General features: G+C 70.7%; 20 protein-coding genes. 10 read left to right on the top strand and 10 right to left on the bottom strand.

What is annotated here, in order from left to right:
- Positions 1-157: 157 nt before the first annotated feature.
- Positions 158-475 carry a UBP-type zinc finger domain-containing protein gene (locus ASD48_RS42575; RefSeq protein WP_079074032.1) on the bottom strand — a complete coding sequence of 106 codons (318 nt, stop codon included), beginning with the start codon at positions 473-475 and terminating at the stop codon, positions 158-160.
- A 297-nt stretch (positions 476-772) separates the two neighbouring features.
- On the opposite strand from ASD48_RS42575, the gene ASD48_RS29085 reads away from it, so the two are divergent.
- The 3 genes from ASD48_RS29085 to ASD48_RS29075 all read left to right on the top strand — a co-directional run bounded on the left by ASD48_RS29085 (position 773) and on the right by ASD48_RS29075 (position 4119).
- On the top strand, positions 773-1534 hold the full coding sequence (locus ASD48_RS29085) for a ZIP family zinc transporter (protein ID WP_057604713.1): 762 nt from the start codon (positions 773-775) through the stop codon (positions 1532-1534).
- A gap of 266 nt (positions 1535-1800) precedes the next feature.
- Positions 1801-2874 (top strand): hypothetical protein, encoded by a 1074-nt coding sequence (locus tag ASD48_RS29080; RefSeq protein WP_348983235.1) that lies wholly within the window; start codon positions 1801-1803, stop codon positions 2872-2874.
- Between the two features lie 174 nt (positions 2875-3048).
- The gene (locus ASD48_RS29075) at positions 3049-4119 is read left to right on the top strand and encodes a polyprenyl synthetase family protein (RefSeq protein ID WP_057604711.1); all 1071 of its coding nucleotides are present in this window, start codon (positions 3049-3051) and stop codon (positions 4117-4119) included.
- Positions 4120-4336: 217 nt separating this feature from the next.
- On the opposite strand, the gene ASD48_RS29070 is transcribed toward ASD48_RS29075, so the two are convergent.
- From ASD48_RS29070 to ASD48_RS29035, 9 genes are all read right to left on the bottom strand, one after another.
- The gene (locus tag ASD48_RS29070) at positions 4337-4915 is read right to left on the bottom strand and encodes a hypothetical protein (RefSeq protein ID WP_157880719.1); all 579 of its coding nucleotides are present in this window, start codon (positions 4913-4915) and stop codon (positions 4337-4339) included.
- Between the two features lie 141 nt (positions 4916-5056).
- On the bottom strand, positions 5057-5287 hold the full coding sequence (locus tag ASD48_RS44885; protein WP_199876050.1) for a hypothetical protein: 231 nt from the start codon (positions 5285-5287) through the stop codon (positions 5057-5059).
- Positions 5288-5353: 66 nt separating this feature from the next.
- Positions 5354-6796 carry a protein kinase gene (locus ASD48_RS42570; RefSeq protein WP_348983239.1) on the bottom strand — a complete coding sequence of 481 codons (1443 nt, stop codon included), beginning with the start codon at positions 6794-6796 and terminating at the stop codon, positions 5354-5356.
- Positions 6797-7038: 242 nt separating this feature from the next.
- Entirely contained in the window at positions 7039-7236 is a 198-nt protein-coding gene (locus ASD48_RS29060) for a hypothetical protein (RefSeq protein ID WP_057604709.1), read from the bottom strand.
- 197 nt (positions 7237-7433) lie between these two features.
- A complete protein-coding gene (locus ASD48_RS29055) occupies positions 7434-7988 on the bottom strand; it encodes a hypothetical protein (protein WP_079074031.1) in 555 nt (184 codons plus the stop codon).
- 129 nt (positions 7989-8117) lie between these two features.
- Positions 8118-10592, bottom strand: coding sequence for a nitrate reductase (locus ASD48_RS29050; RefSeq protein WP_057604707.1), 2475 nt, complete (start codon positions 10590-10592; stop codon positions 8118-8120).
- 626 nt (positions 10593-11218) lie between these two features.
- On the bottom strand, positions 11219-12349 hold the full coding sequence (locus ASD48_RS29045; RefSeq protein ID WP_057604706.1) for a 2-oxoacid:ferredoxin oxidoreductase subunit beta: 1131 nt from the start codon (positions 12347-12349) through the stop codon (positions 11219-11221).
- Positions 12342-14336 carry a 2-oxoacid:acceptor oxidoreductase subunit alpha gene (locus ASD48_RS29040; protein WP_079074030.1) on the bottom strand — a complete coding sequence of 665 codons (1995 nt, stop codon included), beginning with the start codon at positions 14334-14336 and terminating at the stop codon, positions 12342-12344. The genes ASD48_RS29045 and ASD48_RS29040 overlap by 8 nt, the downstream gene beginning before the upstream one ends.
- A gap of 468 nt (positions 14337-14804) precedes the next feature.
- Complete coding sequence (locus ASD48_RS29035) at positions 14805-16274, bottom strand: MFS transporter (protein WP_057604705.1); 1470 nt, start codon at positions 16272-16274, stop codon at positions 14805-14807.
- A gap of 792 nt (positions 16275-17066) precedes the next feature.
- Between ASD48_RS29035 and ASD48_RS29030 the strand changes: the two genes are divergently transcribed.
- From ASD48_RS29030 to ASD48_RS29000, 7 genes are read left to right on the top strand one after another with little or no spacing between them, the layout of a single operon-like run.
- A complete protein-coding gene (locus tag ASD48_RS29030; protein ID WP_057604704.1) occupies positions 17067-18206 on the top strand; it encodes a ketoacyl-ACP synthase III family protein in 1140 nt (379 codons plus the stop codon).
- Positions 18206-19198: a ketoacyl-ACP synthase III gene (locus ASD48_RS29025; RefSeq protein ID WP_057604703.1), complete on the top strand. Its 993-nt coding sequence runs from the start codon at positions 18206-18208 to the stop codon at positions 19196-19198. Before ASD48_RS29030 ends, ASD48_RS29025 begins: the two co-directional genes overlap by 1 nt.
- 50 nt (positions 19199-19248) lie before the next feature.
- Positions 19249-20136 carry a Phenylacetic acid catabolic protein gene (locus ASD48_RS29020; RefSeq protein WP_057604702.1) on the top strand — a complete coding sequence of 296 codons (888 nt, stop codon included), beginning with the start codon at positions 19249-19251 and terminating at the stop codon, positions 20134-20136.
- Positions 20136-21299 (top strand): Phenylacetic acid catabolic protein, encoded by a 1164-nt coding sequence (locus tag ASD48_RS29015; RefSeq protein WP_057604701.1) that lies wholly within the window; start codon positions 20136-20138, stop codon positions 21297-21299. Before ASD48_RS29020 ends, ASD48_RS29015 begins: the two co-directional genes overlap by 1 nt.
- Positions 21296-21784: an iron-sulfur cluster assembly protein gene (locus tag ASD48_RS44460; RefSeq protein ID WP_057604700.1), complete on the top strand. Its 489-nt coding sequence runs from the start codon at positions 21296-21298 to the stop codon at positions 21782-21784. Before ASD48_RS29015 ends, ASD48_RS44460 begins: the two co-directional genes overlap by 4 nt.
- On the top strand, positions 21784-22524 hold the full coding sequence (locus ASD48_RS29005; RefSeq protein ID WP_057604699.1) for an SDR family NAD(P)-dependent oxidoreductase: 741 nt from the start codon (positions 21784-21786) through the stop codon (positions 22522-22524). Before ASD48_RS44460 ends, ASD48_RS29005 begins: the two co-directional genes overlap by 1 nt.
- Complete coding sequence (locus ASD48_RS29000; protein WP_057605036.1) at positions 22521-23321, top strand: enoyl-CoA hydratase-related protein; 801 nt, start codon at positions 22521-22523, stop codon at positions 23319-23321. Before ASD48_RS29005 ends, ASD48_RS29000 begins: the two co-directional genes overlap by 4 nt.
- Positions 23322-23323: the final 2 nt, after the last annotated feature.

Raw genomic sequence — 23323 nt, 5'->3', positions numbered from 1 at the left:
ATCGGACCGGACCGTGCCACGAAGGCACATCCCGCAAATCGATCACGCCTCGATACGCGCCCCAGAGGTGATCCCCCGATGACGATCGCCGGGCAGGCAAGCTTCCGGCCTTCAGGTCGCCGGGGTGCCGAGACGCCTCGGCATCGACGTCGGCAGCTCAGCCGTCGTCACGCGGTTGGAGGTACACCTCGTCGACAAAGCACCAGGCCCACTCGTCGCCGTCCTCGGCGGAGCGCATCAGCGGGTGTCCGCTGGACTCGAAGTGAGCGGTGGCATGACCGTGGCGCGAGCTGTCGCAACAGCCCACGTGACCGCAGGTGAGGCACACCCGCAGGGCGACCCAGTCGTGGCCGAGAGCCGCGCACTGCCGGCATGTGTCGCTCTGCGGTGCGTGCTCCGGTCCAGGTGTTTCGAGGTGTGTGCATCGGCGCCCCTCAGGCCGGCCACCATCGGGACGCAGGGTCCACCGGGCCATGACGTCTCTCCCTTCGCCGGCTTTCGCTCACTGCTGCCGCTGCCCACACTTCGACCGCTCCCGCGCCGTCGGATGCGAAACCCTCAAGAAGCGCCACCGTCTCGGCCGCATGGCACGGAGTCGACCGCCGCACGGCAGCGGCTGCCGGTGCGGCTGCCGGAGCGGTCACGCGCTCGAACGTGGCGATGCTCGCCCGGGGCGGGGCGGGTGTCGGGCCCCGGGCCCGGGCCTTCCCGGGGTGTAGGCCGCACCGGCCTCGCCCGTTGATCCACATCCACAGCGGGTAGATGGGACAGCATGGCTGAAGTGGTGGAAGCTGCACTGTGGGGACTGGTGGCGGGCTCGGCGCTGCTACTCGGTGCCACGCTGGGGTTCGGGCTGAGGGTGCCGCAGAAGGTGATCGCGACGGTGATGGCCTTCGGGGCCGGGGTGCTGATCTCGGCGGTGTCCTTCGAACTGGTCGGGGAGGCCTACGAGGAGGCGGGGCTTGCTCCCGCCGCCGTCGGCACCCTCATCGGTGCCATCGCCTACACCGGCGGCAATGTGTGGCTGGCCCGCCGGGGCGCCCGCCATCGCAAACGTTCCGGTCACGCCCGAGTGCAGGCGCAGCCCTCGGAGGCCGAGCAGGGCGGGTCCGGGACGGCGCTGGCGCTCGGCGCGCTGCTCGACGGGGTGCCGGAGTCCGCGGTGATCGGCGTCAGCCTGCTCGACGGCGGGGCGGTCAGTCTGGTGACGGTGGCCGCGGTGTTCATCAGCAACGTTCCCGAGGGGCTGTCCAGTTCGGCGGGGATGAAGAAGGCCGGCCGCTCCAAGGGGTACGTCTTCGGTGTCTGGGCGGCGATCGCGGCGGCCAGCACGGTGTCGGCCGTCCTCGGTTACACGGTGGTCGGTTCCTTCTCCCCCGCCGTGATCGCCGCGGTGACCGCGGTGGCGGCCGGGGCCATCCTCGCCATGGTCGCGGACACGATGATCCCCGAAGCGTTCGACGACGCCCACCTGGCCATCGGCCTGATCACCGTCAGCGGCTTCCTCGTCTCCTTCGCCCTCTCCCACGCCTGACGACGGCGACCGGGAGTGGTGACCCTGCCGCGATGCCGCGAGCACGGCCTCAAAGGCCCACAGCCAACTGATCAGCGCGCTCTCGCCAGACCGGAACCTCACCTCTCGACAGTCATACGACGCATTGACCCCACAGCGCCATCACGGTTGCATGCTGGTGGCCCTCCGGTGAGGGACCGGGGAGAAGGACCATGTCCTGCCTTGGGGGGAACGAAAGTATGAGGGGAAACGCTGGTCGGAGCGCCACCAGACGTGTGCGGGCCGCCTTGAGCGCCACGGTCGTGGTCTGCGCGGTCACGACGGTGCTGCCCGCAGCCGCTTCGGCCGAGCCCATGCCCGGGCCGGGCGTCGCGAGCGACAGCGGAGCCGGGGTCGAGCGGATCAGTGTCGCGACCGACGGCACCGAGGGCGACGGCGACTCCGCAGGTGCCACGATCACGTCCGACGGCCGACGTATCGCCTTCTCGTCGTTGGCGAAGAACCTCACGCCCGCCAACCCGGTGACCTGGGAAAGGGTGTTCGTCCGCGACCAGCGGACGAGCCAGACCACGCAGATGAGCACCAACACCCCTCCGATCCAGCGCCCGGTGATCAGCGGCGACGGGCAATTCGTAGCCCTGTGGGGGCTGCTGTTCAGAGACACGAAAGCCTTCCTGGCCCAGGTGACTTCGGGAAGCACGATCGGCGTCAACTGCCCGGGCCTCAGCTGCAGCCAGCCGTCGCTGAGCGCGGACGGCCGTCACATCGCCCAGGTCGCCACGTTCAATCGACCGCCGTCCCGGCAGCGCATCGAGGTACGGGACTGGCGCGCCGACACCACGGAGACCGTCGCCGAGTTCGACCACACCGTCTCGGCCCGGCCGTCCATCAGCGGCGACGGCCGCTTTGTCGCCTACCAGGACGGTCAGACGGAGGACGTCTTCGTGTGGGACCGGACCGACGGCACCTCCTCCGGCCCGGTCGAGGGCCCGGTCAAGGCCGCGACTCTCGTCCAGCTCAGCAAGGACGGCAGCAAGGTCGTCTACCTCTCGGGCTCCGACACCTACGTCCGCGACGAGAGCTCGGGCACCGACCAACTGGTGCCGAACGTCCGCGGCGTGGCCATCGATCCCACCGGCCGCTATCTGCTGTACGCCCCACACGACACGAACGGACCGTCACTCCTGCTGCGCGACCTGGAGACGGGCACCGACGAGATCGTCTCGAACGTCCCCGCCTCGGCCGGGACCGACGCCGTCAGCGCCGGTGGGCGCGACGTGGTCTTCCATTCCACGGTCGACAACATCGTGCCGGGCGACACCAACGGCAAGTCGGACGTTTTCATCCGCCGCTTCTACTGATCGCCCCGGCCTGCGCGGTGAGGTTTCCCGAAGCCCGCGGATCGTGCTCCGCGTGGCCCGTCCGGTCACCGCTACGCACCACGCCTCCTCGCATCGCCCTGCCGCGTGTCCTGAGTACCGTGTCGCTGCGGGGCGGCTGCGTCCTGCCGTCCGACCGAGGCAGGAAGATCTCTGATGACCGAGCAGGTTCTCGAGCGTGTCGCTGGACATGAGCGCCGGTTCAACACCCTCTTCGAGGAGTACTTCGACACGTTGGCTGCCGGGCTGGACGCTCCGTCGTTCAGCCGTTTCACTCCGGACTGCGTTGAGTTGCTGCGGGCTGTTTCCTTGCGCGGCGGGAAACGCCTGAGGGTCGTGATGCTCAACGAAGCCGCTCGCCTGGTGGCCTCCGAGCCGGTCGAAGGACTGGACGCCGCGGCACTGAGCATCGAGTTGCTGCAGACCCACGGTCTGGTGCATGACGATCTCATCGATGACGGTCCGGTCCGCCGCGGTGGACCGTCCACCTACTACGCCTACCGTGAGCGGTTCCCCGACCACCCTCATACGGCTGTCGGCCTCACGGTCCTCGCGGGTGACCTCGCACTCGCTCTGTCCTTGCGGGTGCTGCTGGAGGCGAAGGTGCCTGTCGGGTTGCGGCAGGCCATGGTCGAGGTGCAGACGCGGGCGGCGGCCGACACGTTCGTGGGGCAGATCGTCGATCTGGAACGCGACTTCGCCGTCACGCCGGACGAGGATGTTCTGCACAGCGTGGCCGACTACAAGTCCGCCCGCTACTCGATCCTCGCGCCCCTGCAACTGGGGCTGCTGGCCGCGGGCGAGCAGCCGGCGCTCTTCGAGAAGGAGCTGCACGACTATGCGCGGCTGCTGGGTATCTGCGGGCAGATGCGCGATGACTACCTGGACCTGTTCGGGGACGCGGCCACCCTGGGCAAGCCGACCGGCGCCGACATCCGGGACGGCAAGCACAGCTATACCGTCAACGCCCTGCTGGCTGCCGTCGACGGCCCTGAGCGTCGCGTGCTGGAAGCCGCGTACGGTGACCCGTCCTGCACGCCGGAGAGCATCGCCGCCGTCCGGGAGATCGGGGAACGCCGAGGCGTGAGGGCCAGGTTGGAAGCGGACATGCGCCGCTATGCGCGGCAGGCGTCCGCGGTGGCCGCCGACTGGCGGCCACGATGGAGGCAGGAGGCGGTCACCTTCTTCGAGCAGCTGCCGCTCTGGAGCGTCGAGCAAGCCATGTGAGCGGTTCACGCAGCCCACCCGGGCCGGGTTCCCGGCGCCAGGAGGAGCTTTGCCGAGAGCGCAACACGGGCCGGTGGGTTCTCCATGGGGCAGCGCTACGACGGCCTTGGGGCCGGGCCCCTGGCGGGCAGCAGGTGAGGGGGTCCATGCGGGGTCCCGCCGCCACCCCGTAGCGCGGAGGCGACGCATCACCACGTAGAAGGCGCAGGTGTCGTGGTCAGCCGTGACTCAGCCGGGGCTGTGGTGCCGGAATCGAAGGATCAATCGCTCTTATCACATGACCGCCTGCAAGCCCTCCATTGCATTTCCAGACCGCGGTCTCACGGAAATAATCTACGTGCAGGCCGAAGGCGTGGAGGCCACAGACAGGCCAGACCATTACGTAATAGTCCATGACGAACTCCTGAACCCCTTCCGTCACCACACCCAGAACCTCCGCCCAATCCGGCGTCGAGACTTCCACGGATTTAAAGCGAACTACACCGACCGGTCCGAATTCCGGGTCGCGCAAATAATTGACGTAGCAAAATTCCTCCCCCGCGACGCTTTTCCCAGTTTCATCGAGTACCGACTCTTGGATCACCTCAAAGGCTGATCTCGCCATGGAAAAGGTTCGCATGGTCCACAGTTCAAGGAATTCGACTTCGGATATTTCGCCGAACTCATCATAGGTCTTGGACATCCAGGCCAGAACCTCCTCCGAGAGGGACTCCTCCTGCCGCCAGACGGCATGAATCATCCTGTTTCGCCAGTCCAGAAAGTTCGACATCCCTGCCAGCCTTCCGATGCGATTCACCCACTGAAAATAGTCACCCACAAAATAGCATGCCGCCGGAATGGAACCTTCCGGCGATACGGCTATTCCAGTCGACTACCGGGATCGACCTGAAAGTCCTCCCTCAGCAAGCAGTGCGCCTATCACTCGACCTTGGATTCTTCACGCGGATATTCTGGACGGTGACGGTGACGGTGATCGTGACGATGCCAGGCAGACGTGGAGTTGGAGATCGTAGCCGCCGATGCTGTCGATCAAGGTGAATTCGCCGTCACGGTCGGCGCCCCCGGCCGCGGATGCAGCCGGGGGCGCCGTGCGCGCCAGAGGAGCCAGCTGAGGGAAGAGCGCGGTGATGTCGAACGGCCGCTGTGGAGTGGTGAAGATGGCGTTCATGGCGGCGATGCTGCCGGCAGCGTCCCACAATGGACGTACCCTCGCTCCTGCTGGGTGCCGGCGCAGCTACCCCTTCTTGTTTCTCGTCGCCTTCTCCACGTTCTGTGCGTTGCCCTGGCCTGTCGACGTCTTGTTCTTTGCCTGACCGGGCGGTCCGCTCGCGGTCTTGGTCCCGGGGCCCGCTGTGGCGTCGGCGCCTGGCATCGGGGCCGCGTTGGTGACGGATCGCCCGGTCAGGTTTTCCGGTACCGGACGGCTCGGTGCGGGAGCGGAGTCGCTGTGGCTGACGGATGGCAGTGGCACCGATGTGACGGGGCTGTCGTTGCCGTCTTGCGAGGTGCCGGGGGAAGGGGAGGCCACGGCCGGACCGTCGGCGGGACGGGCCGCCTCGCTGTCGGCGCCCTGCTGCGAGGAACCGTCAGCGACGGCGAGGGTGGCCATGGCGGCGGCGAGGGCGGCAGTCGCCGCGGCCATCAGGACGCGGCTCCGGGTACGAGCGGATGTGGAAGCGGCACGGGGAGTCGCTTCGGCAACGGGCTGCTCAGGGGCGGGCGGTGGCGTCCTGCGGGTGCTGATGCCGGTGCTGATACCGGTGCCGGTGCTGGTGCTGCCACTTGTCGGGTGCCGACTTGCGACGACGCTCGTGGCACGGGCTGCGGACGGGTGGAACGTGGGGTCCGTGGCGGTGGACAGAGCCGTCAGTGTCCGGGCGCAGTCGTGTGCCGTCGGGCGGGCCTGCTCGTCCAGTGCGGTCATGTCGCGCAGCAGGGCGGCGAGTTCCGTGGGGAGGACGTCCGGGAGGCGGGGTCGGCGGTGAAGGCGCGCTATCGCCGCCTCCAAGGGACCGCCGTCGTATTCGAGCCTGCCGGTGAGGCATTCGAGAAGCACCAGACCCAGGGCGTAGACGTCGGCCGGTCGACCGACACGCCGGCCCAGGACCTGTTCTGGCGAGAGATAGGCCGCCGTGCCGATCAGGGTGCCGGTGACGGTGCGTGTAGTGGCATCGAGCAACCGGGCTATGCCGAAGTCGGTGAGGTGGGGGTGATCGGATGCGTCCAGGATGACGTTGGACGGTTTGACGTCACGGTGGACGATTCCCACCTCGTGCGCGTGCGCCAGGGCATCGGCGAGTCCGGCGCCGATCATGGCGGTGGCTTCCGGACACAGGGGGCCGTCTGCGATGCGCGCCTTGAGGGTGCGGCCTTCGATCAGTTGCATGACCAGATAGGCGTCACCGTGGTGCCGTCCGGCGTCGTAGGCGGTGACCAGCCCGGGATGCTGCAGCCGGGCCAGGATCATGGCCTCGCTCAGAAAGGCTTCCTCGGTGTCGAAACCGGTGTCGGGGCGGAACAGCTTGACTGCCACCGGCCGACGCAGCCTCAAGTCGAACCCACGATGGACGTCCGCGGCACCGCCCGAACCGATGAGCGTCTCCAGGCGGTATCGGCCGGCCAGTATCCGGGCTGAGCACCGGGAGGCCAGTGTGAAACCCGACTCACGGAAACCCAATGTCTTCTCCAACTTCCCTGAAGGACGCTTCCGGCCGCGAGTACCCTCAAGGCAACGCGTTACCCGTAGCACCTCACGTGCAGCACCGGCTCGGGCCGGCCGCGGCGGATCACACCGGCCCGACTGCCTCTGCCGGCACAACCGTCGGTGTCCGTAGTCCTCCCCGTCGCCACCGGCAGTTCGTCACCTGCCGTCGACACGCATTCGGCAGGGCCGGGCGCCGGTTCAAGGTGGTGACGGCTCTACGGCCGCCGGTAGGCCGAGGGGTCGACACCGGCTTCCGGCTTCCTGCTGAAGGACACGTAGGCGGGATGCTCAGGGTCTCCCACCTCCATGAGGGCGAAGAGATCAAGGTCATGGTTCGCGAACCTGTGGAGGTACTGGAGGAACAGCTCCAACTCCTCGTCCGAAAGCCGCTCGTCGTGCCGCTCGTTGCGCATGTGGTCACGATACGAGTCCGGGAGTCGCGACCTGAGGCCAAGCCGTCCTGCCGGCGGTTGACGGGGATCTCGTCCACGATCTCGCGGTGAGTGGCGGGCACCATGACGTCTGAGCCGCTGATCCTTTCGCGTCCGCGTCCGCGCCCGTCGCGGGACCGGTCGCGAACCGGGCCGGCGGTCGACTCCGTGGCCTCCTCTCAGGTGTCCGCGCCCCCGGTGGCGGGCAAGAGCGCCGCCAATTCGGCGTCGTCCGGGCGATGGACCGCCTCGGCAGCCTTACGCAGAGTGGCACGGTCGACCTTGTCCTCGTCGGCGATGAGACGAATCACCACGTCGCCGTCGGGCACCGCGTACTCGTGGCTGTCACCTGCCTTGCGGTACCAGGCGTCGCCGTCGTGCTCACAGGTGACCTGCTTGTCCGAGACCTCGCCCAGCGGCTGCTCGGAGCAGTTCTCCGCTGTCATCGTGCCGCGGCCTGCGAAGAGGCCGAACTTGGTGGCACCCTTCTCGGACCGGTACGCGACGACGAACTCGTCGTCGTATCCGCCGGCCGACTGCTGGAACACGGTGTAGCCGGAGACGTCGGTGACATAGACGAGTTCCGGCGCGACGTCCCAGGCGCGCGCTGCGGCGTCGAGGTCGGCGCTGTCGGCAGCCCCGCCGGCGTTCTTGTCCGCGTCGCATCCTGTGAGGACGACCGGCAGCAGGAGAACCAGGAGAACAGGGAGCAGCGCACGAGTGGGTCTGATCATGCGGGCATCCTTGCGCATGGACATGCCACACACCTAACCCGTTTCGGACGACGACGCCGGGCCGGGAAGGTGAAGGAGTCCCACGGCGGTGGGAAGCAGTGGGCCGCTGTAATTCACCGGGTCACCGGGTCACCGGGCGGCCTCCGGGCGATCGGTGCGGGACACGGCGAGGGCAGTGGTTCCTCCGGTGGTGGGGGGTGCGGTGTCGGCGCGGGAGGGAGCCGACGCGGTGGTGGTCGGGGCGGGTGCCGGGCTGCCGTCGCCGCGTTCGACGAGCCGGAGTGCCGCTGCGGCCGTTTTGAACAGCGGCTGCTTGGAGGCGGGGTCCCAGTCGGTGACCGTCGTCTCGTTCGCCGCGCGTCCGGGTGTGTCGCCGTCCGGGCCGTGGCCTCCCCCGGTGTCCCAGTAGCCGAAGTGGAAGGGGACGAACAGCAGTCCCGGGCGGATGTCGGTCACCCGTAGCCGTCCGCGCAGGGCGCCACGGGGTGTGGTGACCTCGACCAGGTCGCCTTCCGCGAGTCCGAGCGCCTCGGCGTCGCCGGTTGCCGCTTCCACCCACACGTCGGGCGCGGCGGCGTTCAGCTGGGGCGCCCGCGCGGTCTTCGTGCGCGTGTGGAAGTGGTAGAGCGTGCGGCCCGTGGTCAGCTGGAACGGATACCTCTCGTCCGGCAGCTCGCGCGGCGGGAGGTAGTCGGCGGCCCTGATCACGGCCTTTCCCTCCGGGTTGAGTGCACGGTAGGCGGCCTCGTCGTCCGCGGCGCCGGTCACCAGGTCCTTGCCGTAGCTCTCGCACAGGTCGGGACGGGCCCAGCTGATGCCTTCGGTGTAGAGGCGCGGCGTGCCGTCCGGGGACTCCTCGTTGCATGGCCACTGGATGCCACTGCCGCCGCGCAGCGCGTCGTAGGTGAGGCCGGTGTAGTCGCAGGGCCGGCCGGCGCTGCACGCCTTCCACGCCTCGAAGGCGGACTCCGGGTCGTGCCAGCCGATCAGGGACCGGCCGTTCCTGTCCCGGAAGTCCATGCGGGCCGCGTAGTCGAGGAAGATGTCCAGGTCGGGCCGGGCCTCGCCGGGCGGTTCGACGGCCTTGTCGCACAGGTGCACGGTACGGTCGGCGTTGGTGAGCGTGCCGGTCTTCTCGCCCCAGGTCGCGGCGGGCAGGACGACGTCGGCCAGCTGGGCGGTCTCGGTGCGGAACAGGTCCTGCACGACGACGAAGAGGCGGTCCTGCGCCAGGATCGAGCGGATGCGGGACAGCTCGGGCAGGGACACCGCCGGGTTGGTGCCGCTGATCCACAGCATCCGGATCGAGCCCTGCTCGGCGTGGCGGAACATCTGCATCGCGTGCGTGGGCGGGGCGTGGTGCGCGAGGGTGCCCGGATCCACGTTCCACACCCGCGCCAGGTCGGCGACGTGGTCGTCGTTCTGCCAGTTGCGGAAGGCGGGCAGGTCGCCGTCGGCGCCGCACTCGCGGGTGTTCTGGGCGGAGGGCTGGCCGTTCATCTGGAGCACCCCGGCGCCCGGTCGCCCCAGCATGCCGCGGATCAGGTGCAGGTTGTTGATCTGTACGGCCGTGGCGGTCGCCTGGTGGGACTGGTAGACGCCCTGCAGGACAGTGGACAGGAGCCGGTCGGCCGTGCCGAGGAGCTCCGCCGCCTCGTCGATCGAGGCGGCCGGTACGTCGCAGATCCGGGCCGCCCACCGCGGGGTGCACTCCGCGACCCGGGAGGCCAGCTCCTCGAAGCCGACCGTGTGCGCCGTGAGGTAGTCGCGGTCGACGCGGCCGGTACGGATGATCTCGTGCAGGAGTGCGTTGAGCAGGGCGAGGTTGGTGCCGAGCCGTGGTGCCAGGTGCACGGCTGCCCGGCGGGTCACCGGGGTGGGACGCGGGTCGACGCACAGGAGGCGGGGCGGGTCGGCGCCGTCCAGCCGGTCGAGAACGCGCATCCACTGCACGGGCTGTGTCTCGGCGACGTTGTGCCCGAACAGCGCGATCACGTCGGCGTGGTCGATGTCGTCGAAGCTGCCCGGCTGCCCGTCGCAGCCGAAGGACTCCTTGAGCGCTTCCGCGGCGGTGGCCGTGCACAGGCGGGTGTTGCCGTCCAGATGGTTGGTGCCGATCCCGGCCCGGGCCAGCACCGCGAGCGTGTAGTACTCCTCGAGGTACAGCTGCCCGCTGGTGTAGAACCCGATCGATCCCGGGCCCCGCTCCGCGAGCAGCTTCCGCGACCGGTCGGCGATGAGCTCCATCGCCGTGTCCCAGTCGCACTCCACCAAGTGCCCGCGCTCGCGGAGCAGGGGGCGGGTGAGGCGGTCCCGTGAGGCGTTCGCCTGCCAGCCGAACAGATCCTTCGGCCCCAGCCGGCCATGGTTGACACGGTCTCCCGCCCGGCCGCGTACCCCGGCCATGCGTCCGTCCGCGACCGCGATGTCCATGGCGTCCCCGTCGGAATGCAGGACCGACGCGGTCTGTACCCACCGCCGCACCTGGTCCGGGCCGACGCCCGGTTCGAGATACGTGTCCACGCGCGTGGGCCACCTCTCGTGCCGGCCGTACGGGGTACGGCTGCCCCACGGCTGCGCGATCCGGTCCACTGAAGCATCCATGTCCGCCTCCGCGTGCGCACCGACACCGATCGACGCCCTGTCCCCGGTACCCCCTGTGCCTCTCGCGTAACGATCACGGGTACCGGCCGTCTCTCCTCACCCTGGCCCTGTCATGAGGGACGGCCGTCTGCCAGTACGGCCCGTCGTCGCGAGGCCCGCAATGAGGGGCCGGATGAGGGGCCACAATGCGGGGCCGGATCGAGGGGTCCGCGATGCGGGGGTGTCGTGCCGGCGCCCCGTCCCCGTCCCCGTCCGTGTTCACGGCAGCCGACAGCCGGCCGCCGGCCCCGCTAGGCCCTGAGCCGGCCGGCGTTCCGGGGCAAGGCCTCGGGGTCGGGTCCCGGCCCGTGTCGTTGAGGCGGCCCTTCTTCCGCGGCCCGGCAGCGGGCGGGCGCCGCACCGTGCTCGTCCGGCGGCACGGTGTTCGGCTCCGTCTGTCTGAACTGACTGACGGGGGTGCGGCATCCGCCTGCCGTCAACCACGCATGTGCCGCTCCTGGCGCGCCGGGTCCATGAGCGGGGGCGGGCTCTCGGCGTGGTGGAGAAGGCTCGGGATGGCACCCAGGTGCGTGGCAGGCTCGGGACGGTACCCATGTCCGCTGCCGGAGACCTGCCATGACGGGTTGTCACTGCGGGCGGCTGACCGGGGTCGGCGGCACGGTCCAGGTGTCGCCGCCGGCGAGGAGGGCGGCGAGGTCGCCCTTGCCCTGCTGCTCGACGGCGGTGTCGAGCTGTCGGGCCATCTCGTTGTCGTAGACCGGGCGGTCGACCGAGCGCAGTACGCCGATGGGAGTGTGGTGCAGGGTGTCGGGGTCGGCGAGGCGGGAGAGCGCGAAAGCCGTGGTCGGGGAGGCCGCGTGGGCGTCGTGGACAAGGATCTGCGCCTCGTTGCCCGGCGTGACGTCGACGATCTTCAGGTCGCCGGTGGCCGGGTCCCGCACGACGCCCTTGGCTCCTCGTCCGTCCGCAAGGGGCGTGCCGAAGCGGATCGGCCGGCCGTGCTCGAGGCGGATGACGGCCTCCTGGGCCTGCTCCTTGTCCTTGAGGACTTCGAAGGCGCCGTCGTTGAAGATGTTGCAGTTCTGGTAGATCTCCACCAGTGCCGCGCCGGGATGGTCGGCGGCCTGCCGCAGGACGTCGGTGAGGTGGTTGCGGTCGGAGTCGACGGTACGCGCGACGAAGGATGCCTCGGCCCCCAGGGCGAGGGAGACGGGGTTGAAGGGGGTGTCGAGGGAGCCCATGGGTGTCGACTTGGTGATCTTGCCGATCTCGGAGGTGGGCGAGTACTGGCCCTTGGTCAGTCCGTAGATCCGGTTGTTGAAGAGCAGGATCTTGAGGTTGACGTTGCGGCGCAGGGCGTGGATGAGGTGATTGCCGCCGATGGACAGTGCGTCACCGTCACCGGTGACCACCCACACGGACAGGTCACGGCGCGAGGAGGCCAGGCCGGTGGCGATGGCGGGAGCGCGGCCGTGGATGGAGTGCATTCCGTAGGTGTTCATGTAGTAGGGGAAGCGGGACGAGCAGCCGATGCCCGAGACGAAGACGATGTTCTCCTTCGCCAGGCCGAGCCCGGGCATGAAGCCCTGTACGGCGGCGAGGACGGCGTAGTCACCGCAGCCGGGGCACCAGCGCACCTCCTGGTCCGACTTGAAGTCCTTCATGGACTGTTTGCCGTGGGACTTCGGCACCAGGGACAGCGCGGTGGTCACCGGCGTCTGCGTCTGTGGCTGTGGCTGCGCAGTGGTGTCAGCCATGCTGCATGGCCTCCTCGAGGGCGTGGGCGAGCTGTTCGGCCTTGAACGGCATGCCGTTGACCTGCGTGCAGGAGCGGGCGTCGACCAGGTACTCGGCGCGGATGAGCGTGGCGAGCTGACCCGTGTTCATCTCGGGGATGATCACCTTGTCGTAGGCGTTGAGGATCTCGCCGAGGTTGGCCGGGAAGGGGTTGATGTGCCGCAGGTGGGCCTGCGCGATCCGCCGGCCCGCGGCGCGGACACGGCGCACGGCGGCGGTGATCGGGCCGTAGGTGGAGCCCCAGCCCAGGACCAGCAGCTTCGCCCCGTCACCGTCGGCGCCACCCGGGTTGTCGACCTCGATGTCCGGGACGTCGATGCCGTCGATCTTTGCCTGCCGGGTGCGGACCATGAGTTCGTGGTTGGCGGGGTCGTAGGAGATGTCGCCCGAACCGTCCGCTTTCTCGATGCCGCCGATGCGGTGCTCGAGGCCGGGAGTGCCGGGGATCGCCCACGGGCGCGCCAGGGTGTGCTCGTCGCGCTTGTAGGGCCAGAAGACCTGGGTGCCGTCGTCCAGGGTGTGGTTCGGCCGGGTGGCGAACTGCACACGCAGGTCGGGCAGTTCATCGGTCTCGGGGATCCGCCAGGGCTCGGAGCCGTTCGCGAGACAGCCGTCGGACAGCAGTATGACGGGGGTGCGGTAGGTCAGGGCGATGCGCGCGGCGTCCAGTGCGGCGGTGAAGCAGTCCGACGGGGTGGCCGGGGCGATCACGGGCAACGGCGCCTCACCGTTGCGGCCGAACATCGCCTGCAGCAGATCCGCCTGTTCGGTCTTGGTCGGCAGCCCGGTCGACGGGCCGCCGCGCTGGATGTCCACGATCAGCAGGGGCAGTTCCAGCGAGACCGCCAGGCCGATGGTCTCCGACTTCAGCGCGATGCCCGGGCCCGAGGTCGTGGTCACGCCCAGCGAGCCGCCGAAGGCCGCGCCGAGCGCGGCGCCGATGCCGGCGATCTCGTCCTCGGCCTGGAAGGTGCGGACACCGAAGTTCTTGTGCCGGGACAACTCGTGCAGGATGTCGGAGGCCGGCGTGATCGGATACGAGCCGAGGAACAGCGGCAGATCGGCGCGTCGGCCGGCCGCCACCAGTCCGTAGGACAGCGCCAGATTGCCGGAGATGGAACGGTAGGTGCCCGGCGGGAACGCCTTCGCGGCCGGCGCCACCTCGTAGGAGACCGCGAAGTCCTCGGTCGTCTCTCCGAAGTTCCAGCCCGCCCGGAAGGCGGCGATGTTCGCCCCGGCGATTTCGGGCTTCTTGGCGAACTTTCTCCGCAGGAAGGTCTCCGTGCCGTCGGTGGGCCGGTGGTACATCCATGACAGCAGGCCCAGCGTGAACATGTTCTTCGATCGGTCGGCGTCCTTGCGGGACAGTCCGAACTCCTTCAGCGCCTCCACTGTCAGGGTCCCCAGAGGAACCGGGTGCACGTGGTAGCCGTCCAGGGAGCCGTCCTCGAGCGGGCTTGCCCGATATCCGGCCCTGGCCAGCGCGCGCTTGGTGAACTCGTCGGTGTTGACGATGATCTCCGCGCCGCGCGGCACATCGGGCAGGTTCGCCTTCAGGGCGGCCGGGTTCATCGCGACCAGGACGTCGGGTGCGTCGCCCGGCGTGAGGATGTCGTGGTCGGCGAAGTGCAGCTGGAAGGAGGACACGCCGGGCAGCGTGCCTGCCGGCGCCCGGATCTCCGCGGGGAAATCCGGCAGCGTGGAGAGGTCGTTGCCGAACGACGCGGTCTGCGACGTGAAGCGATCGCCCGTCAGTTGCATGCCGTCCCCGGAGTCCCCCGCGAACCGGATGATCACGCGGTCCAGGCGGCGGACCTCCTTCGCGGGAGGCACGTCGGCTGCGGGCTCGGCTGCGGCTTCGGCCGCAGGCTCGGCCTGGGCTTCGGGCTCGGCTTCGGCCTCGGGCTCTGCTTGGGCTTCGGCGGACAGGCTGGTCTGGACAAGCATCGGAAAGCTCCTGTCGATCCTTGATGTCACAGATCGCGGCGCCGCAGGACGCCGTGCGTGGCTGCTGGCCCACGGGGAGAGGGGTGCGAGGCGCGGCTCCGGCGGGGCGGTCGAGCGGAATGCTGCCGGTGTCTCGGCCGTGGGTTGCCGTCGCGGTGCCGACGACCGACGGGAGTGGGTCGCCGGGGACCGACGGCGGCCGGGCCCGGGGCGGTCACGAGGGCCGGGACTCACCCTGCCGCACCGCACGAGGCTTCCGTGCCGCGGGCGGAGGGGCGCGTGATGTCCCGTGCTCTCCGCACGGGAGAGCATCGTCGCTGCCCATCGCACACGGTCATCCGCGTCGTGCGGACGACGGCGTCCATGTCCCGGCTCCCGTATCTGGCAGGCACGAAAGCCCCGGTCCCGGGTCCCGGGTGCCGCATGCCGCATGCCGCAAGCCGCAAGCCGCATTCTGCTGAGGCGGCGTCAGCCCGCCTGCGTGGCAGCCTCGGCCGCCTCCGCCGTCGACGCCGGGGTGGTGGCAGGAGCGGGGGCCGGCCGGGGCTGCTTCTTCAGGCCGAGTCCGATGAACGCACCGGCGAGCGTGCCCGCGGCGGCGACCCACCCGGCCATCCGGAGCCCGCCGACCAGCGCGTGGGGGCCGGGATCGTGGCCGGCGTGGGAGTTCGCCACCGCCACCAGGGCCGCGAGGCCGAGGGCGCCGCCGATCTGACGGCATGTGGAGGCGAGCGCCGAGGCGACTCCCTGCTGGGCCGGTTCGACCCCCGAGGACGCCACCGCGACGAAGAGAGACGGGAAGGCGAAGCCGCCACCGGCGCCCCAGATGGCGATGCCCGGCAGCAGTGCCCAGTAGGAGCCGTGCGTGGACATGCCGACGATGATCGCGGCCAGTCCGACGGCGGTGCCGACCGTGCCGAGGAAGAGCGTGGCACGGACGCCGAGGTGACCCAGCACCCGGGCGTTGAGCTTCATCGACACCGCCATGCAGACCACCGTCGGCGGCAGGAACGCGATGCCGGCGGCGAGCGGACTGTAGTCGAGCGCGGTCTGCAGGTAGGTGGTGAGGAGGTAGTACGTGCCGCCCAGGGAGGCCTGGAAGACGATCATCGCCAGCATGGCGACGGTCAGGCCCCGCAGGCCGAACAGCCTCAGCGGCACCAGCGGGTCGATGGAGCGCTTCTCGATCAGCACGAAGACCGCCAACAGCAGCGCGCCGACCGTCAGGGCGCCGAGGCCCTCGATCGAGCCCCAGCCCTTGGCCGGACCGCTGACCAGGCCGAACACCAGCAGTGTCGAGCCGATGGTGGCGACCACGGCCCCGACGGCGTCGAAGCTGCGGCCGGTGCCGAGCGGGCGGTCGGGAGGCAGGATCCGGGTGGCGGCGAACGCCGTGACCAGTGCGAGCGGGACGTTGACGAAGAAGACCCAGCTCCAGCCGAGAGTGCTGGTCAGCACGCCGCCGAGCAGCGAGCCCGCCGCCAGTCCCGCGCTGCCCATGGCGCCCCATACGGATGTGGCCCGGTTGCGCTCGGGGCCCGGGGCGAACGTGGTGAAGACGAGCATCAGCGTCGCCGGCGTCAGCAGCGCACCGCCCACGCCCTGGAGTGCGCGAGCGGCCACCAGGAGCCCGGCGTTGTTCGCGAGTCCGCCGGCGAGGGAGGAGAAGGCGTAGATGACCAGACCGGTGACCAGCATGCGTCGCGGGCCGATCCGGTCGGCCGCACGGCCTCCGAACAGCAGCAGGCCGCCGAGCGCGACCGCATAGGCGCTGACGACCCATTGCAGCGACTGTGCGGAGAAGCCGAGCCGACTGCCGATGTCCGGCAGCGCCACATAGACGATGTTGTAGTCGATGGTGACGATGAACTGGGTGAAGGCCAGCAGGGCGAGTGTGTACCCGGCCCACCGTGGCGATCGGGAGTCTGAGGTGGCCATGGTGTGGCTTCTTCCTTCGGGGTGAGCGGGGCGGTGGCCGCCCGAGGTGGGTTCCAGGGCCCGAGAATAATCCCTTCGCAAAGGTATGTAAATCTCGGAGGGAAGCAGGAGCGGGAAGTGGGACCGGTCAACTCCACACAGATGTGGCGCAGTTGAGGACCGCAGTTGAGGACCCGTCACCGCGACTCCCCCGACGTCACGTTCGCCTGGCGGACACGACATCGACACCGACACCGACACCGCGCCGCGCCGCGCCGCACCAAACAGCGGCACCAGTACCGACGCCGACACCAGCACCAGCACCAGCACCAGCACCAGCACCCACACCAGCACCCGCACCCGCACCCGCACCCGCACCGGCGTGCCGCGGACGGCTTCGACGGCCGCCAACCCCCCTCCCCCGCACCCGACTCACGTCCCCACCCTTGTGCAAGTGGGGACCGTCCTCACTTGCACAGTGACCAACCCCCTCCCGCGGCGCCCGCGACCCAAGGCGGCGCAGGCAGCGCCCGCGGGCCCGGCACGGCCCGGCGGCCGCTCACGGACACCGCGTCCTGCCGCAGTTACATACCTCTGCGAAGGTATGCGATTGTGGCGTGGATGCCGCTGGTGACCCGGTGCGCCGATGTCCCCTCCCACCGGCGGACGACCCGCGTACCGCACCGCGCCTGTTGCGGCGTACGGCGTGCCCCTGCTTCCCGGCCGGACGAACCGCCGAGCACCCACCCGGCCCCCGCTCGCCGGCCGGAGACCCGCACCGCATACGGATCCCGAGCTTTCGAAGGAGCCTGGATGAAATTCGGAGACGATCTGCGGATCAAGACCGTGACCTCGTGGTTTCCACCGGACCGCGAGAACGTCGAGGATGCCGTTGCGGCGGGGAAGCTGACCGATGCGGACGCGGAGCGGCTCGGCGTCAGCCACCTGCCGGTCTCGGCCGCTCTGTCCGCTCCCGAGATGGCGGCGCAGGCCGGCCGTGCCGCGATAGGCCGCGCGGGCTGGAGCCCGTCCGATGTGGGCCTGGTCCTGCACACCTGGATCTACCACCAGGGCCATGACATGTGGTCGCCGCCGCACTACGTGGCGAACGCGGTGGGAGCCGGCCATGCGACGCCGTACGGCGTCCAACAGGGCTGCAACGCGGGCGCGCTGGCCCTCCAGCTGGCCGCGATGCACCTGGACACCGACGCCGGGCTCGGTGCGGTGCTCGTCACCACGGGCGACCGGTTCTGTCCTCCCGGCATGGACCGCTGGACCTCCGACTACGGCCTCGGCTTCGGCGACGCGGGGACCGCGGCGCTGGTGCACCGCGGCGGCGCGGAGCCCGACGACTACGCCCTCCTGTCCCTGGCCACCGCGACCGACGCCCAGTTCGAGCTGATGATGCGGCACGGCAACGACTTCAGCCCGGCGCCCATGTGGCACGACGGCTTCATCGACCTGCGCACTCCCAAGAAGTCCTATCTGGCGGAGTACGGCAAGACGAAGTTCGAGACCGTCGCCGGCCGGAACATCCGCAAGGTGATCGCGGACAGCCTGCACGACGCGGGCCTCCAGCCCGACGATCCGCGGATCAAGTACATCGCGCTCCCTCGGCTCGGGGCGAACCTGCTGGACTCCATCTACGGCCCGGTGATCAACGAGCTGCTCAAGGCCGAGGCCCTGCGGTTCGGCGCCACCACCGGCCACCTGGGGTGCGGGGACTTCCTCGCGAACCTGGCCGACATGCGGGACCGGGTGCCGCTGCAGCCGGGTGACGTCGCGTTGGTGATCAGCGGTGGGGCGGCCTGGACCTGGGCCTGCGCCGTCGTCCAGGTACCGCAGGAACCGCAGGTATCGCCAGAGCCCCAGGTGTCGCAAGAACCGCAGGAACCGCAGATATCGCAAGAACCCCAGGAACCGCAGGGACAAGCTCCGGCGAGGGAGGCGTGATGGGCTTCGGATTCCTCGGCCTCGGCGGGCACGTGCCGCCGCTGGTCATAGACAACACGCAGGTCGCCGAGTGGACGGGCGCGCAGGAGAGCTGGATCGTCGAGCGGACCGGCATCCTGGAGCGCAGGTACCGGGAGCCCGGCACCGTCACCTCCGACCTGGCGCTGCACGCCGCGCGCGAGGCGCTGGGTGCGCTGCCGGAGGCGGCGGACCGGCTCGGTGTGATGATCGTGGCCACGTCGACCCCCGACCAGCCGCAGCCCTCCACCGGGGCGATCCTGCAGAACAAGCTCGGTCTGTCCGGCATCCCGGCGTTCGACGTCAACGCGGTCTGTTCCGGTTTCCTCTACGCGCTGGCGGTCGCCGAGTCGATGCTGTCGGCGCGGCTGGCCGGTGAGGGCGGCGACCACGCCCTGGTGGTCGGCAGCGACATCTACTCCTCGCTGATGAACCGCTCCGACCGGCGCACCGTCAGCCTCTTCGGCGACGGGGCGGGCGCGGTGCTGCTCGGTCCGGTGCCCGACGGGTACGGCGTGCTGGGCTGGCGGCTGGTCGCCCACGGCGAGCTCCGTGAACTGGTCGAGGTGCCCGCCGGCGGCACCCGCACCCCGCTGGACGCCCGCAGCCGGGAGGCCGGCGAGCACCAGTTCCGCATGCGGGGCCGCGAGGTGCGCGAGTACGCGCTCGGCGTGCTGCCCAAGGTCGTCGGCGAGGCGCTCGACTCGGCCGGGGTCCGGCTGCAGGACGTGGACCGCTTCATCCTGCATCAGGCCAACACCCGCCTGGTGGAGGCCTGCACGCGTGAGCTCGGCATCGACCCCGGCCGGGTGCCGCTGACGGCACCGCAGTTCGGCAACACCGCCACGGCCTCCATCCCGCTCACCCTGCGCGCGGAGAACGAACTGCGGCCGTTCAGGCGGGGCGAGCGCCTGGTGCTGGCCGGGGTGGGCGGCGGCATGACGGCGGGGGCCGTCGTCGTCCGCTGGTACTGAGCCCCGCGACACCGCCGCAAACCACGCAAGTGCTGCGAAAGGACCGAGACATGCCGACCGCGACCGCGGCGGAACTCCGCTGCTACGAACTGTGGGACCCGATGCCCGACGAGGTGCGGGAGGGCGCCCGGCGGTTCGCCACCGTACAGGCGCTCAACGAGCTGGTGGGCGTGCTGCCGTTCGCCGAGTGGCTGGACCGCGCGCCCAGCTACACCAGGCGGCAGATGCTGATGGCCAAGATCCAGGACGAGGTGGGCCACGGGCACGTGGCCGCGCGGGTCGCCGAGGACCTGGGCATGCCGCGCGAGCGGATCCTCCTGGACTACCTGGAGGGGCGCACGAAGGTGCACAACATCTTCCACTACTCCTTCGCGTCCTGGGAGGAGTTCGGCCCGGGGCTGCTCCTGATGAACTCGGCGGCGATCCTCCAGTTCCGTTCGCTGATGAAGGGCGTGTACCTGCCGTACGCCCGGGCGCTGCGCAAGATCGAGCGCGAGGAGTCCTTCCACTACCAGCACGCCCTGGACCTGACCCACGAGGTGCTGACGCACGGTGACGCCGACCAGCGCCGCCGGGTGCAGGAGGGGTTCGAGATGTGGCTGCCGCGGGTGCTCGCGTACCTCGGTCCGCCCGACACCGAGACGCTGCACGCCAACCGCATGCACCAGATCGGCCTGAAGCCCGACGGCAACGACGAGTTGCGCCAGGCCTGGCTGAGCAAGATCGTTCCGGTCTTCCGGAAGCTCGGCGTGCACGTGGATCCCGCGATGGTCCGTCAGACGAGCTCGGGCGAGTGGGAGTTCGCCATGCCCGACTGGGCCGAGGTGAAGAAGGTCGTCGCGGGCGGCGGCCCGGCGTCGCAGCGCAGGCTGGACTGGGTGCGAGGGGCCCTGGACCGCAATACGCGCTACCGGCGCGCGCTGCGGGGGGTGGCGTGATGCCGCACGTCCCCACCGACACCGACGTCTACGAGGTGTTCGCGCAGACCGGCACCGGCTCGGCGCTCAGCCACGTGGGCTCCCTCGTCGCGCCGCGCCGGGACGCCGCCTGGCACCTGGCCAAGGAGACCTACGGGCGCCGCGACGACCTCTTCCGGCTCTGGGTGGTCCGGCGCACCGACCTGATCGTCTCCGGCGCCGGTGACCGCGGCGTGCTCGCCGCCAAGACCCGGATGCCGCACCGCCAGCCCCGCTTCCCCACCACGCGTCGCATCGACCGCTCCGCCGCCCCGGACACCGCCGCGGCCCCGGGCACCGCCGTCGCGGCGCCCTCCGCCGCCGTGCCGCCCTCCGTCGCCCCACAGCAGCGCCCCGACGGCTCCGCGTCCGAAGGCGGCGGCGACCCGCGCGAGGCCACTGACCGCGCCCTGACCGGGCTGTGGCTGGCGCTCGCCGACGACCTGTTCGTGCTGGGCAACCGGCTGGGCGAGCGCATCGTCGACTACATCGACCTGGAGGAGTCGCTGGCGGTCGGCTCGATCGGCCAGGAGGCGCTGGCGCACGCCGAGACGGTTCTGGCACTGCACGGATTCGACGGGGCAGCCGCCGACGCCCACTTCTTCGAGCGGCCGCAGGCGCAGTGGCGGGTGTCCCGGGTCATCGCCCGGCTCGGCGACTGGCCGTCCACCGTGGCGTGCGGTCTGGTGATCGCCGCGGCCGTCACCGTGCTCGCCGAGGAGCGCGCCGCGGACGAGCCCGCGATCGCCGCCGTCCGCGAGGAGCAGCTGGTCCACCTGGACCACTGGCGGCGGTGGGCGCGGGCGCTGGCCGCCTGGCCCGAGACGCGCGCGGAGTTCGCGCAGGCGTACGCCGAGGTGACGCGGAGCGCCGGCGACCTGTTCGGCGCCGGCCCGCAGGACGTCCCGGCGGGTGCGCTGCCCGGCCCTTCGGCCGAGGCTGCGGAGCTGCACGGCCCTTCGGCCGCGGCTGCGGAACTGCACGGGCGTCTTGGCGCGCTGGTCAGCGACAGCGGCGGCCCCGGATCGCACCTGCCGCACCTGCCGGTGCCGCGGGCCGCGGGGAGGGGCGGGAGCGTCCTGGCGGACTGCCTGGCGCGCGGTCGTGCCGTCCGCGAGCACTACGCGCCGGAGGTGTTCCTGTGAACCCCGACCCGCTCACCGGGGTGGTCGCCGACGTGCGCGATCCGGAGATCGACGTGGGCCTGGGCGACCTCGGCGTGGTGCGCTCGGTGTCCAGGACCGGCGGCCGGATCGTGGTCCACCTCGCCCCCACCCGGCTCAGCTGCCCCGCCCGCGGCGAGATCGCCCGGCGGGTACGGTCCGCGCTCACCGAAGCGGCGCCGGGGCACGGGATCGAGATCGTGTGGGAGCGCGGCGCGTGGGCGCCCGCGGCCGTGACCACCGCCGGCCACGACGCGCTGCGCACCGCCGGGTACCGCGTGGCGGGCGCCGCTCCCCGGTGCCCCTACTGCGGCAGCGACGACGTCGTGCGGGCCGGCCGCTTCGGCGGCGCGGTGTGCAAGGTGCCCTACGACTGCCGCGGCTGCGGCTCGCCCTTCGATGTGATCGGTACAGCCGGCTGTTCCGCCGTGCTCCCGGTACCCGACGTCACGCAAGGAGGATCATGATGAGGCTCGCCGGAAAGACGGCCGTGATCACCGGGGGCTCCCGGGGCCTGGGCCGGGCGATCGCGGAACGCTACCTGCTGGAGGGCGCGCGGGTGGTGTGCGCGGCGCGCAACCCCCACGACATCAAGGAGGTCCTCGACCTGGCCCCCGGCCGCGGCGCGTACGTCCCGGTCGACGTCACCAGCAGCGAATCGGTCACCGCGCTGATGACCGAGACCGCCGAGCGCTTCGGCGGCGTCGACATCCTGGTGGCCAACGCCGGTGTGAGCCGGGACGGGCGGGTGGACCGGCTGCCGGTCGCCGACTGGCAGGACATGGTGGCCACCAACCTGACCGGGGTGTTCCTGTGCACCCAGGCGGCGATTCCCCACCTGGAACGCAGCCCGGCCGCCCGGATCGTCAACGTCTCCTCCAGCATGGCGACCCGGGTCGCGATCGGGGCGGCCGGCTACTGCGCCACCAAGGCCGCGGTGGAGATGTTCACCCGGGTCAGCGCCATCGAGCTCGGCCCCCGCGGCATCCTGGTCAACTCCCTGGCCCCGGGCATCCTCGACGAGGGGATGGGCCGGCAGCTGACCGCCAACGACAAGATCTGGTCGCGCTACCGGACCAGGCTGGCGCTCGGCCGGCCCGGCCGCGCCGACGAGGCCGCCGACGCCGCGGTCTTCCTGGCCGGTCCCGAGTCGGGCTACGTCAACGGCCACGTGCTCGAGGTGAACGGGGGCCTGCTGTGGTCATGACGACCGCGCCCGCGGTGGACCGCCCCTCCGCGTGGCTGGAGATCGACGGAGCGGTGGGCGTCCTGCGCCTGGACCGGCCGCCGCTGAACGTGCTCGACCGTGCGGCGCAGTCCGCGCTGCGCCGTGCGGCCGAGCAGGCCGCGGCCGACGAGCGGGTCCGCGCGGTGGTCCTGCACGGCGGGCCCGAGGCCTTCTCGGCGGGGGCGGACATCAAGGAGATGGCCGCGATGACGCACGCCGACATGGTGCGGCACGCGGCAGTGCTCCAGGGTGCCTTCGACGCGGTGTGCGCCATCCCCAAGCCGGTGGTGGCCGCGATCAACGGACCGGCCCTGGGCGGCGGTTGCGAGCTGGCGCTGACGGCCGACGCGCGCATCTGCGGCAGCGAGGCACGCCTGGGGCTGCCCGAGATCCTGCTCGGCGTCATCCCGGGGGCCGGCGGCACCCAGCGGCTGCCGCGGCTGATCGGTCCGGCCAAGGCCAAGGAGCTGATCTTCACCGGACGCCAGGTCGGCGCGGACGAGGCGCTGGAGCTGGGCCTGGTGGACCAGGTCACGCCGACCGACCGGGTGCTGCAGACCGCGCTGCAGTGGGCGCGGCGCTTCGAGAAGGGCCCCGCACTGGCCCTGCACGCCGCCAAGACGGCCGTCGACCAGGGTCTGGCGACCGATCTGGCCGCCGGGTTGACCATCGAACGGTCGGTGTTCGCGGCCCTGTTCGCCACCGAGGACCGGTTGACCGGCATGCGGCGGTTCGCCGCCGACGGGCCCGGTCGCGCGACCTTCAACGGGAGATAGCC

The sequence above is a fragment of the Streptomyces sp. Root1310 genome (assembly GCF_001426425.1).
Classification (GTDB): domain Bacteria; phylum Actinomycetota; class Actinomycetes; order Streptomycetales; family Streptomycetaceae; genus Streptomyces.
This window is presented reverse-complemented; position numbering and strand designations above follow the sequence as displayed.

Excerpts from the sequence above, each read along its gene's own strand:
- ASD48_RS42575 (WP_079074032.1), bottom strand. The coding sequence starts at position 475 with ATGGCCCGGTGGACCCTGCGTCCCGATGGTGGCCGGCCTGAGGGGCGC.
- ASD48_RS29085 (WP_057604713.1), top strand. The coding sequence starts at position 773 with ATGGCTGAAGTGGTGGAAGCTGCACTGTGGGGACTGGTGGCGGGCTCG.
- ASD48_RS29075 (WP_057604711.1), top strand. The coding sequence starts at position 3,049 with ATGACCGAGCAGGTTCTCGAGCGTGTCGCTGGACATGAGCGCCGGTTC.
- ASD48_RS44885 (WP_199876050.1), bottom strand. The coding sequence starts at position 5,287 with ATGAACGCCATCTTCACCACTCCACAGCGGCCGTTCGACATCACCGCG.
- ASD48_RS29060 (WP_057604709.1), bottom strand. The coding sequence starts at position 7,236 with ATGCGCAACGAGCGGCACGACGAGCGGCTTTCGGACGAGGAGTTGGAG.
- ASD48_RS29055 (WP_079074031.1), bottom strand. The coding sequence starts at position 7,988 with ATGATCAGACCCACTCGTGCGCTGCTCCCTGTTCTCCTGGTTCTCCTG.
- ASD48_RS29050 (WP_057604707.1), bottom strand. The coding sequence starts at position 10,592 with ATGGATGCTTCAGTGGACCGGATCGCGCAGCCGTGGGGCAGCCGTACC.
- ASD48_RS29045 (WP_057604706.1), bottom strand. The coding sequence starts at position 12,349 with ATGGCTGACACCACTGCGCAGCCACAGCCACAGACGCAGACGCCGGTG.
- ASD48_RS29040 (WP_079074030.1), bottom strand. The coding sequence starts at position 14,336 with ATGCTTGTCCAGACCAGCCTGTCCGCCGAAGCCCAAGCAGAGCCCGAG.
- ASD48_RS29035 (WP_057604705.1), bottom strand. The coding sequence starts at position 16,274 with ATGGCCACCTCAGACTCCCGATCGCCACGGTGGGCCGGGTACACACTC.
- ASD48_RS29030 (WP_057604704.1), top strand. The coding sequence starts at position 17,067 with ATGAAATTCGGAGACGATCTGCGGATCAAGACCGTGACCTCGTGGTTT.
- ASD48_RS29025 (WP_057604703.1), top strand. The coding sequence starts at position 18,206 with ATGGGCTTCGGATTCCTCGGCCTCGGCGGGCACGTGCCGCCGCTGGTC.
- ASD48_RS29020 (WP_057604702.1), top strand. The coding sequence starts at position 19,249 with ATGCCGACCGCGACCGCGGCGGAACTCCGCTGCTACGAACTGTGGGAC.
- ASD48_RS29015 (WP_057604701.1), top strand. The coding sequence starts at position 20,136 with ATGCCGCACGTCCCCACCGACACCGACGTCTACGAGGTGTTCGCGCAG.
- ASD48_RS29005 (WP_057604699.1), top strand. The coding sequence starts at position 21,784 with ATGAGGCTCGCCGGAAAGACGGCCGTGATCACCGGGGGCTCCCGGGGC.
- ASD48_RS29000 (WP_057605036.1), top strand. The coding sequence starts at position 22,521 with ATGACGACCGCGCCCGCGGTGGACCGCCCCTCCGCGTGGCTGGAGATC.